10 protein-coding genes are annotated in these 13,123 nt (G+C 68.9%); 4 read left to right on the forward strand and 6 right to left on the reverse strand.

What is annotated here, in order from left to right; translation table 11 throughout:
* Both EV653_RS19340 and EV653_RS19345 read left to right on the forward strand, forming a co-directional pair.
* Positions 1 to 915, forward strand: coding sequence for a carbohydrate kinase family protein (locus EV653_RS19340; RefSeq protein WP_134105144.1), 915 nt, complete (start codon positions 1 to 3; stop codon positions 913 to 915).
* Positions 912 to 2,201 carry an alpha-glucosidase/alpha-galactosidase gene (locus EV653_RS19345; RefSeq protein ID WP_134105145.1) on the forward strand — a complete coding sequence of 430 codons (1,290 nt, stop codon included), beginning with the start codon at positions 912 to 914 and terminating at the stop codon, positions 2,199 to 2,201. Before EV653_RS19340 ends, EV653_RS19345 begins: the two co-directional genes overlap by 4 nt.
* On the opposite strand, the gene EV653_RS19350 is transcribed toward EV653_RS19345, so the two are convergent.
* The gene (locus tag EV653_RS19350) at positions 2,165 to 3,121 is read right to left on the reverse strand and encodes an NAD(P)H-dependent flavin oxidoreductase (protein ID WP_134105146.1); all 957 of its coding nucleotides are present in this window, start codon (positions 3,119 to 3,121) and stop codon (positions 2,165 to 2,167) included. The genes EV653_RS19345 and EV653_RS19350 overlap by 37 nt on opposite strands.
* A 209-nt stretch (positions 3,122 to 3,330) precedes the next feature.
* On the opposite strand from EV653_RS19350, the gene EV653_RS19355 reads away from it, so the two are divergent.
* A complete protein-coding gene (locus EV653_RS19355; protein ID WP_202871746.1) occupies positions 3,331 to 4,455 on the forward strand; it encodes an SGNH/GDSL hydrolase family protein in 1,125 nt (374 codons plus the stop codon).
* Positions 4,456 to 4,506: 51 nt separating this feature from the next.
* Here the strand turns inward: EV653_RS19355 and secA are convergent, their stop codons facing one another.
* Positions 4,507 to 7,497 carry a preprotein translocase subunit SecA gene (secA, locus tag EV653_RS19360; RefSeq protein WP_134105147.1) on the reverse strand — a complete coding sequence of 997 codons (2,991 nt, stop codon included), beginning with the start codon at positions 7,495 to 7,497 and terminating at the stop codon, positions 4,507 to 4,509.
* A gap of 195 nt (positions 7,498 to 7,692) precedes the next feature.
* The gene (locus EV653_RS19365; protein WP_134105148.1) at positions 7,693 to 8,907 is read right to left on the reverse strand and encodes a winged helix-turn-helix domain-containing protein; all 1,215 of its coding nucleotides are present in this window, start codon (positions 8,905 to 8,907) and stop codon (positions 7,693 to 7,695) included.
* A gap of 228 nt (positions 8,908 to 9,135) precedes the next feature.
* Between EV653_RS19365 and EV653_RS19370 the strand changes: the two genes are divergently transcribed.
* Positions 9,136 to 9,948 carry a S1 family peptidase gene (locus tag EV653_RS19370; RefSeq protein WP_134105149.1) on the forward strand — a complete coding sequence of 271 codons (813 nt, stop codon included), beginning with the start codon at positions 9,136 to 9,138 and terminating at the stop codon, positions 9,946 to 9,948.
* On the opposite strand, the gene EV653_RS19375 is transcribed toward EV653_RS19370, so the two are convergent.
* From EV653_RS19375 to EV653_RS19385, 3 genes are all read right to left on the reverse strand, one after another.
* Entirely contained in the window at positions 9,945 to 11,291 is a 1,347-nt protein-coding gene (locus EV653_RS19375) for a ferredoxin reductase family protein (RefSeq protein WP_134105150.1), read from the reverse strand. The genes EV653_RS19370 and EV653_RS19375 overlap by 4 nt on opposite strands.
* 214 nt (positions 11,292 to 11,505) lie before the next feature.
* Entirely contained in the window at positions 11,506 to 12,132 is a 627-nt protein-coding gene (gene hpf / locus EV653_RS19380; protein WP_202871747.1) for a ribosome hibernation-promoting factor, HPF/YfiA family, read from the reverse strand.
* Between the two features lie 238 nt (positions 12,133 to 12,370).
* Positions 12,371 to 13,060 (reverse strand): ComF family protein, encoded by a 690-nt coding sequence (locus tag EV653_RS19385; RefSeq protein WP_238159893.1) that lies wholly within the window; start codon positions 13,058 to 13,060, stop codon positions 12,371 to 12,373.
* Positions 13,061 to 13,123 lie beyond the last annotated feature (63 nt).

Genomic DNA, 13,123 nt, shown 5'->3' on the forward strand with positions numbered 1-13,123 from the left:
ATGACTTTCGACCTTCTCGTGATCGGTGACGCGAACCCTGACGTTGTGGTCGGGCCGGTCGCGCAACCGATCCTCTTCGGGCAGAAGGAACGGCTGGTTCCTTCCGGCTCGCTCGTGCTCGGCGGCTCGGCTTCGATCATGGCGTGCGGCGCAGCGCGGCTCGGACTGCGCGTCGCGTTCGCGGGCCGGGTCGGTGACGACGCGGCCGGCGAATTCGTCCGTACGGCGCTTGCCGAGCGCGGGGTCGACGTGTCCGCGCTGGTGACCGACCCGTCGCTCCCGACCCCGCTCACCACCATCCTGACGTCGGGCGACGATCGCGCCATCCTCACCTCCACCGGCTGCCTGCCGGCCGTCACGGCGGACGACATACCAAACCGTATGGTCCGCTCGGCGCGGCATGTGCATGCGGGCTCGTTCTATCTGCTGCCCGAGTTGGCGGTCGGGCTGGCGGGGATCTTCAAGGAGGCCAAGGCCGCCAAGGCGACCACCTCGCTCGACCCGAACGACGACCCGGCGGGCAAGTGGGACCGGATGGTTCTCGATCCGATCCTGCGCGTCACCGACTACTTCCTCCCCAACGCCGCCGAGGCCCTCGCGCTGACCGGCCATCACTCGGTGGTGGACGCCGCCGGCATCCTGGCCCGTCGTGGTCCGCTCGTCGTGGTGAAGAACGGCGCGGAAGGCGCTCTTGCCCACAACGGTTCCAAGGTCATCACCGCACCGGCGGTCAAGGTGGAGGCCGTCGACACCGTCGGCGCGGGTGACAGCTTCGACGCCGGCTGGGTGGCCGCCGTACTCAACGGCATGAAACCCGACCGCGCCCTGGCGATCGCGGCCGCCTGCGGTTCGCTCTCCACCCGCGCCGCCGGCGGAACCGCCGCTCAACCGACTTGGGAAGAAGCCACAGCATGACGAGGATTGCTTTCATCGGCGCGGGCAGCGTCGTGTTCACCCAGGGTCTGCTGGCCGACCTGTTCGACCTCGACCTGGGTCCGCTGCACATCGCGCTGCACGACATCGACCCGGAGCGGCTCGACACGGCGGCAGCGGCCGCGTCGTACCTCGCTCAGGGCCGGCCGGTGCAGATCACCGCACACCTCGAACGGCGCGCGGCCCTGGAGAACGCGGACTTCGTGATCAACATCGTCCAGGTCGGGATGAACGAGGCGACGAAGATCGACTTCGAGATCCCCGCGCGGTACGGGATCCGGCAGACGATCGGGGACACGCTCGGCGTCGGCGGCGTGTTCCGCGCGCTGCGGACCTTCCCGGTCCTGCGTGGGCTCGCGGCCGACATCGCCGACGTCTGCCCGGACGCGTGGCTGCTGAACTACACCAACCCGATGGTGATGAACGTCTGGTTCCTGAAGGCCCTCGGCGTGCGGAACGTCGTCGGCCTCTGCCACTCGGTGTACTGGACGATGCACGGCCTGTCCGAGCTGGTCGGCGTGCCGTACGAGGACGTCACCTACCTGGCTGCCGGCGTGAACCACCAGTCCTGGGTACTGCGGTTCGAACGTGGCACCGAGAACCTGTACGACCGGTTGGACGAGGCGATCGCCGCGGACCCGGAGCTGCTGCGGCGCGTGCGCGTCGACATGTACCGGCGGCTCGGGTTCTATCCGACGGAGACGAGCGAACACTCCTCGGAGTACGTGCCGTGGTATCTCGGCCATGCTTCGGAAGTCGACCGGCTGCGGCTGCCGATCGGCGCCTACCTGGAGATCGTCGCGGAGAACCTCGCGTCCTACGAGCAGACCCGCAGCGCCCTGAAGGCCGGCGAGCCGCTGACTGTCGACCCGACTATGGAGTACGCCCCGCAAATCATCCACAGCATCGTGACCGGCACCCCCCGCACCGTCTACGCCAACGTCCCCAACACCGGCCTGATCACCAATCTGCAGTCCGGGGCCACCGTCGAGGTCCCCAGCCTGGTAGACGCTACGGGCGTCCGACCCACCGCAGTCGGCGATCTCCCACCCCAGTGCGCCGCGCTCAACCGCTCGTACCTCAACGTCGCCGAGCTGACCGTCCAGGCCGCCATCGACCAGGATCCCCGCGCGATCCGCCAGGCCGTCATGGTCGACCCGGCGACGGCCGGCACGCTACCGGTCGAACAGATCTGGGCCCTGTGCAACGATCTGGTCGTTGCTCACAACAACTACTTGGACCCGTCGTTGAGGGCGGCCCTCAAGTAGTCGCGGTACGTCGCGAACTCCTCGACCACCTCGGCCGCGGTCGGCTGACCGGTCAGTGCCCCGACGCCCTGGCCCGCGTAGATGGATGCCCGGGCCGGGTCGGCGGTCTTCGACCCGTCCACGTACTCGGCATGACCGGTGTCGTCCGACTTCAACTCGTCCTCGCGGCCTTCCCAGTTGTCGAAGTACGCGTTCCGCAGGGCCCGGCCGCCGAACTCGTCCGGCCATCCGGCCCGCGATGCCGCGTCGAAGACCGTGCCGTAGACAGTGGCCGTCTCGTCGGCCGCGATGATCGCCTGACGCGCCGATTCCTTGGTCTGCGCCTCGACGCAGGTGATGAACGCGGTCCCGATCCAGCCACCAGCAGCACCGGCCGCCATCACAGCAGCCAGACCGCGCGCTCCGGAGATCCCGCCGCCCGCGAGCACGGGCAGGTCCGTCAGGTCGAGGATTGCCTGCAGCAACGGCAGCGTCGCCACCGCGTTCCGCCCGTGCCCGCCGGCCTCCGCGCCGCGGGCCACGATCACATCCACGCCCGCATCGATCGCCGCGCGCGCATCCGCGACCGTCCCTGCCTGGGTCGCGACGACGATCCCGGCGGCCTGCAGCGTCCCGACGTACGGCGTGTAGTCGCCGAAGCTGAGCGAGACCAGCGCGGGCTTCAGTTCCAGCATGGCCTCGAGATGTTCGGGGCGCTCCTGCACCGACCACGCCATCAGCCCGATCCCGTACGGCTTCCCGCTCTCCGCGGCGATGGCGCCTTCGGTCCGGATCCAGTCAGCCGTCACCGCGGAGCCGGCGCCGAGCATCCCCAGTCCACCGGCCGCCGAGATCGCTGCGGTCAGCCGGCCGCCACTCACATTCGCCATCGGCGCACCGACCACCGGCACGGACAGCCCGAACCTCTCCGTCAGCCACATGTGCTCATCATCACCCATCACAACCTCGGCGGGCCCCTGCGCATCGTGAGAGTGACGAAAGGAACCCTGACGTGCGGTTGATGCGGAGTTGGTGCGCGCTCGCGGGAGCGTTGGCTGTCCTGTTGGTCGTGGCAGCTCATACGTCGCTGGTGCCGGCCACGGCGCGACAGACACCGCCTGTGGCAGCACCAGCGTGGAGGACTGCGTGGATGACCGCGCTACAGCAGCCCAATGCGAACCAGAACTGGTCCAAGCAGGGTTTCGCCAACCAGTCGGTGCGCCAGGTGATCCGGCTGAGCTCGGGTGGTTCCGACGTACGGATCAGGATCAGCAATCAGTACGGCGTACAGCCGCTCAAGCTGGCAGGTGCGACCGTGGCCAAGGCAGCAAAGGGCGCGGCGGTCGTGTCTGGCTCGGTGCGCCCGGTGCGGTTCGGAGGCGCGGAGTCGGTCAGCATCCCGGCCGGCGGTCAGGTCGTCGGCGACGCCGTGGCACTGTCCGGCCTGACCAGCGGAAGTCAGCTCGCGATCACCCTGTACTTCGCCCGGGCGACCGGTCCGGCCACCTTCCACGAGTTCGGCGCGACGGGAGCGTCGTACCGGGCGGCGGGCGACAAGCTCATGGAGACCAGCGGGACGGCGTACCGGGAGACAAGCGGAGGCTGGTATTTCCTGGCCGGCGTCGACGTGACCCCAACGGGCGGCGGTTCGGTGGTTGCGTTCGGGGACTCGATCACGAACGGCTACACCAGCGCACCAGGTACGCGGTACCCGGACCTGCTGGCCGCGCGCCTTTCCGCCGCGGGCCGGCCGATGCCTGTCCTCAACGCCGGACTTGGCGGCAACCGGCTGCTGACCGATTCCGCCTGCTACGGCGAGAAGGGTCTGGCCCGGTTCCACCGCGACGTACTCGACCAGCCCGGTACGACGACCGCGATGGTCCTGATCGGCATCAACGACCTCGGGTACCCCGAGATCGCGGCGACGTCCTGTACGACGCCGAACCCGGCGATCACTCCCGCGCAGCTCATCGCCGGCTACCGCACGCTGATCGAGGATGCGCACTCCCGCGGCATCCGCGTCGTCGGAGTGACCCTGACTCCCTTCCGCGGCGCCTCGGTCTACACCGCCCACAGCGCGCAGCTCCGGACGGCGGTCAACGCCTGGATCACCACGAGCGGCGAGTTCGACGCCGTCGCCGACTTCGCGAGCGCTCTCGCCGACCCGGCCGATCCGACCCGGCTGGCGCCGAAGTACGACAGCGGCGACCACCTGCACCCCAACGCGGCCGGCTACCGGGTGATGGCCGACGCCGTCGACCTCAAAACCCTCTGAGCACAGCGAAAGGGCCGGTCCGCCTGGACCGGCCCTTTCGTTACGTGCTGCTCAGAACTTGTAGACGTCCGACTGCGGGTCGCCGTGGCAGCGCTTGTACTTCTTGCCGGAGCCGCACGGGCAGGCCGCGTTGCGCGGAGTCCCGGCGTACTCGAGCTTGCCGTCCTCGACCGCGTCCTCGTGCCGCGCGACCTCGTCGTCACCGTCGATGGTCGGCGCGGAGTACGACAGCCGCTGCGGGCGGCTCTCGGTGCTCAGGCCCTTGGCGCGCAGACGCGGCGTGTCCCGCGGCCGCGGCGTCTCCTGGAGCCGCTCGTCGTCGCCGCCCTCGGTCCGGCCGGGGAACTCCGCGACCGGCGCACCCGGGGTGAGGATGTCCTCGATCCGGCGGCCGGCCAGGTTGTCCTCGTCGGCCAGCGCCGCCTCGGAGGCCAGCTCCATCTCGGCCCGCATCGCCTCGATGTCGACCTCGACGTTGAAGATGAAGCCGACCGACTCTTCCTTGATCGATTCCATCATCGACGCGAACATGTCGTAACCCTCGCGCTGGTACTCGACCAGCGGGTCGCGCTGCGCCATCGCGCGCAGGCCGATGCCCTCGCGCAGGTAGTCCATCTCGTACAGGTGCTCGCGCCACTTGCGGTCCAGCACGCTCAGCACGACGCGCCGCTCCAGCTCGCGCATCGCCTCCTCGCCGAGCAGCTCCTCGCGCCGCTCGTACGCCGCAGTCGCGTCCTCGATGAACCGCTCGATCAGGAAGTCCTGGGTCAGGCCGGCCTTCTCGCCGCCGGCCTCCTCGATCAGGTCTTCCTCGGTCAGCTCGGTCTGGTACAGCGTCCGCATCGCGGTGAACAGCGCGTCCAGGTCCCAGTCCTCGGCGAACCCGTCCGCGGTCGCACCCTGCACGTACCCGGTGACGGTCTCCTCGAGCATGTCCTGCACCTGGTCGCGCATGTCGGCGCCCTCGAGCACGCGGCGGCGCTCGTCGTACACGACGTGGCGCTGGCGGTTCATCACGTCGTCGTACTTGAGGATGTTCTTCCGCGTCTCGAAGTTCTGCGCCTCGACCTGGGCCTGCGCCGACGCGATCGCCTTGGTGACGACCTTGTTCTCCAGCGGCTGGGTGTCGTCGTTGTTGCGCGACATCGCCCAGTCGACCATCTCGCGCTTGAACAGCCGCATCAGGTCGTCCTCCAGCGACAAGTAGAACCGGGACTTGCCCGGGTCACCCTGACGGCCGGCGCGACCGCGCAACTGGTTGTCGATCCGGCGGGACTCGTGCCGCTCGGTGCCGAGGACATAGAGGCCGCCGAGTGCGCGGACCTCCTCCTGCTCCTCCTTCACCTGCTTCTCGAACTGCTCGAGGAGGTTCGGGTACTCCGCCTCGTACTCCTCGGCGTCCTCCGCCGGGTCCAGGCCGCGGGCTCGCAGCTCCTTGTCGGCCAGGAACTCCGGGTTGCCGCCGAGGATGATGTCGGTACCACGACCGGCCATGTTGGTGGCCACCGTGACCGCGCCCTTCCGGCCTGCCTCGGCGACGATCGCGGCCTCACGGGCGTGCTGCTTCGCGTTCAGCACCTCGTGCGGGATGTTCTCCTTGAGCAGCTGCCGGGACAGCCGCTCGGACTTCTCCACCGAGGTGGTGCCGACCAGGATCGGCTGTCCGGTCGCGTGCACCTCGACGATGTCCTTGACCACCGCGTCGAACTTGGCGTCCTCGGTGCGGTAGATCAGGTCCCGCTCCTCGACCCGGATCATCGGCTTGTTGGTCGGGATCGGGACCACGCCGAGCTTGTAGACCTTGGAGAACTCGTTCGCCTCGGTCATCGCCGTACCGGTCATGCCGGCCAGCTTGGTGTACAGGCGGAAGTAGTTCTGCAGCGTGATCGTCGCGAGGGTCTGGTACTCCTCCTTGATCTCGACGCCTTCCTTGGCCTCGATCGCCTGGTGGAGACCCTCGTTGTAGCGCCGGCCGTGCAGCGTGCGGCCGGTGTGCTCGTCGACGATCAGGACCTCTTCCTGGCCCGGGCTGCCGACGACCACGTAGTCCTTGTCCCGGTGGAACAGGTCCTTGGCCTTCAGCGCGTTGTTCAGGTAGCTGATCAGCGGGGTGTTGGCCGACTCGTACAGGTTGTCGATGCCGAGCCGGTCCTCGACCTTCTCGATCCCGCGCTCGAGGATCGCCACCGTGCGCTTCTTCTCGTCGACGTCGTAGTCGGCGACCCGGCGCTTGGTCTCGTCGATCTCGAGGTCGGTGACGCGCGGGTTCGTCCGCTTCAGCTCCGCCTCGTCGGCCAGCGTCCAGGCCTTCAGCACGTTCGCGATCCGGGCCATCTCGACGTACCAGCGCTGGGAGTCCTCGGCCGGGCCGGAGATGATCAGCGGGGTCCGGGCCTCGTCGACCAGGATCGAGTCCACCTCGTCCACGATCGCGTAGTTGTGCTCGCGCTGGACGCAGTCCTCGATGCTGCCCGCCATGTTGTCGCGCAGGTAGTCGAAGCCGAACTCGTTGTTGGTGCCGTAGGTGATGTCCTTGCTGTAGGCGATCCGGCGCTCGGCCGGGGACATCTCGGGCAGGATCACGCCGTAGTCGAGGCCGAGGAAGTGGTACACCCGGCCCATCCACTCGGCCTGGTACTTGGCCAGGTAGTCGTTCACCGTGACGACGTGCACGCCCTTGCCGGACAGCGCGTTCAGGTACGTCGGGAGGGTGCCGACCAGGGTCTTGCCCTCACCGGTCTTCATCTCGGCGATGTTGCCCAGGTGCAGCGCCGCGCCACCCATGATCTGCACGTCGTACGGGCGCTGGTGCAGGGTCCGCTTCGCGGCCTCCCGGACCACCGCGAAGGCCTCCGGAAGCAGCGCGTCGAGGGACTCCCCGTTCTCGTGACGTTGCTTGAAGTCGGCGGTCTGGCCGCGCAGCTCCTCGTCGGACATGGCGACGAAGTCGTCCTCGATGGAGTTGACCATCTTCGCGATGCCCTGGAGCTGGCGGAGGATCTTGCCCTCGCCGATCCGCAGGACCTTGTCGACAACCTTCATGGTGGGGAGTTCTCTCCTTGCTGCTGCTGCCTGGAAGCGGGCGACGCCGCATGGCACGGCCGACCCAGCGGGAAGGCGTGCGTCCCCCATCGTACGGGGCCGGGTGTGCCAAGCCACGCCCGCAGCGTGCCCCCGCGACTGTCACAGGGTTATCCGACCCACGCTCAAGCGGGCCGGAAAGTTCCCAGCAGGCTCTCAGAATCCTCGCAGGGCGTCACTGAGCGCTGGCGACAGGTCACCGCCACCGGCCACCCTGACCTGGTCCAGCCCGAGCCAGCCGGCCAGCTGGACCAGCTCCGCGGCCAGCTCCTCGGCGGTCTCCACCGGCGCCTTCGGCTCGGCGTGCGCCGACTGGACCAGCAGCACGCCGCCGGCGCGGTCGGCCTTGAGGTCCACCCGGGCGACCAGCCGATCACCCAGCAGGAAGGGCAGCACGTAGTACCCGTAGATGCGCTTCTCCGCCGGGACGTAGATCTCGATCCGGTACCGGAAGTCGAACAGCACCTCGGTCCGCGTGCGCTCGAACACCAGCGAGTCGAACGGGCTGACCAGGGCTCGCGTGTTCACCCGGCGCGGCAGCCGGGCGTCCTTGTGCAAGTACGCCGGGCGCTTCCAGCCGTCGATCCGGACGGGGACCAGCTCGCCCTCCTCGACCAGCTCTGCGATCGCCTGCAGCGTCGGCCCCGGCGCGGTCCGGAAGTAGTCCCGCAGACACTGCGCCGTCGCGACCCCGTGAGCCCGCGCCGCGATCGAGACCAGGCCACGGTGCGCTTCGTCGAGCGTCGGGGTCGGCGTCTCCACGACATCGCGGGGCAGCACCCGCTCCGGTACGTCGTACAGCCGCTCGAACTGCTGGTTGCGGCGGGCCACCGTGATGTCACCGGCGAAGAACAGGAACTCGAGCGCCCGCTTCACGTCGGACCAGTTCCAGCCCCAGTTGTCCTTGGTGCGCTCGACGTCGTCGTCGATCTCCCGGGCGGTCAACGGACCGTGGTCGCGGACGTCGGCCAGCACCTGCTTCACCAGATCCGGCCGTTCCTTCGCGATCGACCGCGGACCACCCCAGGCCTCGGTCGTCGCCCGCGCCATCCGCCAGCGCATCAGCGGATGTGTGTCGACCGGGATCAGCGACGCCTCGTGCGCCCAGTACTCCACCAGTCGTCGCGGCGCCTTGCCGGCGGCCCGATCGAGCAGGTCGCGCGGATACGGACCGAGACGGGAGTAGAGCGGCAGGTACTGCGTGCGGCTCAGCACGTTGACCGAGTCGATCTGGATCAGCCCGATGCGGCTCAGCACCCGGCCCAGGGCTCGCATGTCCGGAGTGCCCTTGGGCCTGGGATCCGTGAACCCCTGAGCCGCGAGCGCCACCCGGCGCGCCTGAGCCGTCGAGAGCTGGAGCTGCGTCGTCATGTACCGAATTCTGCCCGGCACCACCGACATTCCCCGCCACCCCGACTTTGAGCACCCACCAACCGTTTCCGCGGCGCCGGAACGGTTGGTGGGTGCTCAAAGTCGGCTCCTGCGCGTCGGACATAACTCCGGAGTTACCGAAAGTGGGAGGTGCGCTACGGACGGTGTTCGGGAGAGCCTGCGAGGAGGCCACCCGCCCGCGTGGCCCCTATCTCCCTGGAGTGAGGCATGACAGGAAACAAGCAGGTGGTCCGCGCTGCCCTGGCGGCCGGCGTACTGACCGCGGCGTCCCTCGGTGCGGTGGCTGTAGCCGGCTCCGCGTCGGCCGCGCAGTCGCCCGACCGACCCACGACCCGGATCGTCGGCGGCACCGTCGCGCACACCGCGGACACACCCTGGGCCGTCGCCCTGAACAACAGCGGCTCACCGTCCCCGAGCGGCCAGTGGTGCGGCTCGACGCTGGTCAAGGCAGACAAGATCGTCACCGCCGCGCACTGCGCGCAGGAGGCAGTCAGCACGTACACAGCGATCCAGGGCCGCGACGTGCTGACCCAGTCCGCCGGCAAGACGTCCAGGATCGCCAGCATCTCGGTGGACCCGGAGTACGGCAAGTCTCCGGCTCACGACGTCGCCGTGATGACGCTGGCGACCCCGTTCGACGGCGTGGACACGCTGCCGCTGAACACCGACAAGACAGCCGACGCGGCCGGTGCGGCCTCAGTCGTCTACGGCTGGGGCTCCACGGAGGGCACCGGACCTGAGGACACTTTCCAGAAGGTCGACGTGCCGGTGCTGGGTGACGCGTACTGCGGGAAGGCGTACGCCAGCGAGGGCTACACCGCCGACGGCGAGATCTGCGCCGGCTACGAGGAAGGCGGCAAGGACTCCTGCCAGGGCGATTCCGGCGGCCCGCTGGTCCTGAACGGCCGTCTGTTCGGCGTCGTCTCCTGGGGCGTCGGCTGCGCGGACGCCGGCAACCCGGGCGTGTACGCCGAGGTCGCGACGTACGCGGCCGAGCTGCAGGCACAGATCGACAGCTAGACCGCACCGAAGCGTTCGGTGTGGATGCGGCGCAGCGGGACACCCAGGGCGGCGAGGTCGTGGCTGACCGAGGTGACCATCGGTTGCGGGCCGCACAGGAAGTAGTGCAGCCGGTGTGGCCGGCGCGGGAGACAGCGGCTGAGTACGCCGTGGTTGATCCGCCCGGTCTCACCGGTCCACCCCGGTCCGGGTTCGCTGACCACCTCGACCACCTTGAGGTTCAGCCGAGCCCGGACCTCTTCCACCTCCGGGAGCAGCATCAGGTCCTGCGGCCGACGCGCTGAGACGATCAGCCGGACCGGGCGTCGATCCTCCCGGTCGGCCATCGTCCGGAGCATGCTCAGCAGCGGGGTGATGCCGACACCGGCCGCGATCAGCACGAATCCCGGCACGCTGTCGAGACCGCTCATGGTGAATCCGCCGTACGGGCCGTCCAGGTAGACACGACGGCCCGGTCGCAGCCCGACCAGCAGCTCGGTGAAGTCCCCGAGCGCCTTGATGGTGAACTCCATCCGGTCCGGGTGCTCGGCCGTCGACGCGATGCTGAACGGATGTTCCTCGAACACGAAGGGGGTCGAACCGATCTTCAGCCAGACGAACTGCCCGGCGACGAACGGCAGCCCGGGGTGGCGGTCCGCCTGGATCACCAGCGTGACGCCGTCGCCCGGCACCGGCCGCACCGAGACCACGACGTACGCGTAGCGGCGGGCACGGATCGGAAGCCAGATCCACCGGCGCGCGGCCAGCCCTGCCACCAGCACGCCGGAAAGGACGAACCAGACGGCCAGCAGGGTGTGCGAGACGAGATGCCGCAACCACCAGACATGGAGCCAGGCGGTGGCCAGAACCACCGCGACCAGCCCGTTGTGCACCAATCGCCAGCCTTCGTACCGCGGCTGCAGCCGGGCCCGCCGCATGGCCAGTACGACGATCAGCACCAGCGCCACCGTCGACGTCACCGCCGCCCGCGCCGCCCTGGTCGTGTGCCAGACCGCGAGGATCGACAGGTGGCGCGGATCGAAGATCAGCACCGCGACCAGATGCACGAACACGAGCACCACGGCGACCAGCGCGATGAACCGGTGCACGGTCAGGATGGTCTCGATCCCGAACGCCGAAATCAGCATGGGTAGCCGCGCGGGCAGCACGACGGCCACCACGAGGGCCGAGAAGGCGACCAGCCCGGCGCTGAGCTCGACCGCACCGCCCACACTCGACTCCACCGGTCCGATTGCGCCCCAGGCGAGCGCCAGCGGGATCAGCAGGATGTCCAGGTAGAGCACGAACCACGCGAACCTGGACAGCGGCCCGTGGACGCGCGCCGAGACGGTGTGGCGAGACATGACAACCGGCTCCCAGGTACCAGGAATCCTTCCGGACGCTGGGAAACTACGCCGCCACGCACACCTCGGGAAAGGGCTGCGCGGGTGCCGCCGATGACTGATTCGTCATTCTCGGAACAACCGTCAAAGCGGCGTGAAAAAGACCGCGGGCCGGGTTTGCCCGGCCCGCGATCCTGGGTAATTCCTCCCGTTTTCCTGCCGCTCGCGAGCGACTCTAGACGGCCAGGCGGATCACGCCGTAGTCGTAGCCGCGGCGACGGTAGACGACGCAGGGCTGGTTCTCGTCGGCGTCGACGAACAGGTAGAAGTCGTGCCCGACCAGTTCGAGCTCGTAGAGCGCCTGGTCCAGGGTCATCGGCTTGGCGGTGTGGGTCTTCTCCCGCATCACCAGCGGTCCTTCGCCGGTGACCAGGACAGATCCGTACTTGTGTGTCGCCACTTCGTCCTCGGCGACTGGTTCCTCCACTACCGGTGCAGCGCCGTTGAGCGGCTGCTTCGCGTTCACGTGCCGCAGGCCCTCCGGGCCGCGCTCACCGCGGTGCACCCGGCGGCGATCGGCCGCCTTGCGGACCTGGGACCGGAGCCGGTCCAGACAGACGTCGAATGCCGCCTGCTTGGTCTCGCCGCAGGCTTCTGCGCGGACCACGGGTCCCTTGGTGTACATGGTGAGCTCGACACGCATCGCCCGATCGTGCTGTCGCGGGTTCTTTTCCTGGCTGACTTCCACCTCGCAACGCAGTACCCGGTGATCGACCTTCTCGATCCGTTCGAGTTTTTCCTCGACGTACTGCCGGAAGCGGTCACTGACCTCGCAGTGATGACCCTTGACAACGACGTCCACGGAAACCTCCATCGATCGGCGACTCTCTGTTACGTCAGCGGGCCCCCATCTTTCGTGTCCTCGCTCTGTCGGTGGCGATTGGGGCGCCCGAAACGAGAACACCCGCGGTCGAGCCGGTCGGACTCCGCGGCCAGGAATCCGGCTGATCCGGTCCTGCGCCACTCCACTGCCCGACAAGCCCCTGCGGGTGTCATAGGCCAACGCTAGTCGGCTTCGGCGAAAACCGGTAGGGAAGTTCTCATGAACCAGACGGCGGCAGCCGTTGGGTCGCGGCCAGAACGGCGCAGCCGAGGACCGGGATTCCCCGGGATTCCAAGGCACGGCAGGCTTCGCTGAGCGTGGAACCGGTGGTGATCACGTCGTCGACCAGCAAGACCGGTTGATCGATCAGCGTTTCAGCCCAGCGCGAACGCAGCCCGAAAGCCCCGTCCAGGTTGGCGGTACGGCGTTCCGCGGACAGCCCGGCCTGGTCCTCGGGCCGCCGTACGACGCGCAGCGCGTCGGCCGGGCGGGCGTCGATTCCCTGTCTCCGCAGGGATCTGACGGCAGCCTTCGTAATCCGCCGGAGCGGATCGTGCCCGCGCTGCCGGACCGTTGCCGGTGACGACGGCACCGGGCACAACCAGGTCGCCTGCCGGTCCCCCAGTGCGGTCCGGACGACGCTCGCCAGCAACCGGCCGAGCGGCTTCGCGAGGGCGTACCGGGCGTGCTCCTTGTGGGCCAAGATCAGCGCGCGCAGCTCCCCGGCGTACGGCGCGGCGGCGGTCGGCGTACGGAGTCCGGGCGGGGGCGGATCGGGCCATGCACGGAACGGAGTCAGCGTCGTCAGTAGCCCCCGGCAACCATCACAGAGAGTTACACCGGGCCGATCGCAGCCCGCGCACCGGCCGCCCAGGACGAGATCCACGAACGCGTCCCGGACCGGCACCGCACCACCATCCGCGAACCGGCCGCCGACCGCAACCACCCGGCCGCCGGCCTGTGGACAACT

The sequence above is a fragment of the Kribbella pratensis genome (genome assembly GCF_004365355.1).
Lineage (GTDB): Bacteria > Actinomycetota > Actinomycetes > Propionibacteriales > Kribbellaceae > Kribbella.

Coding starts and splice junctions, on each gene's coding strand:
- EV653_RS19365 (WP_134105148.1), bottom strand. CDS start 8,907: ATGACGACGCAGCTCCAGCTCTCGACGGCTCAGGCGCGCCGGGTGGCG.
- EV653_RS19375 (WP_134105150.1), bottom strand. CDS start 11,291: ATGTCTCGCCACACCGTCTCGGCGCGCGTCCACGGGCCGCTGTCCAGG.
- EV653_RS19350 (WP_134105146.1), bottom strand. CDS start 3,121: ATGTGGCTGACGGAGAGGTTCGGGCTGTCCGTGCCGGTGGTCGGTGCG.
- EV653_RS19340 (WP_134105144.1), top strand. CDS start 1: ATGACTTTCGACCTTCTCGTGATCGGTGACGCGAACCCTGACGTTGTG.
- secA (WP_134105147.1), bottom strand. CDS start 7,497: ATGAAGGTTGTCGACAAGGTCCTGCGGATCGGCGAGGGCAAGATCCTC.
- EV653_RS19355 (WP_202871746.1), top strand. CDS start 3,331: ATGACCGCGCTACAGCAGCCCAATGCGAACCAGAACTGGTCCAAGCAG.
- EV653_RS19370 (WP_134105149.1), top strand. CDS start 9,136: ATGACAGGAAACAAGCAGGTGGTCCGCGCTGCCCTGGCGGCCGGCGTA.
- EV653_RS19345 (WP_134105145.1), top strand. CDS start 912: ATGACGAGGATTGCTTTCATCGGCGCGGGCAGCGTCGTGTTCACCCAG.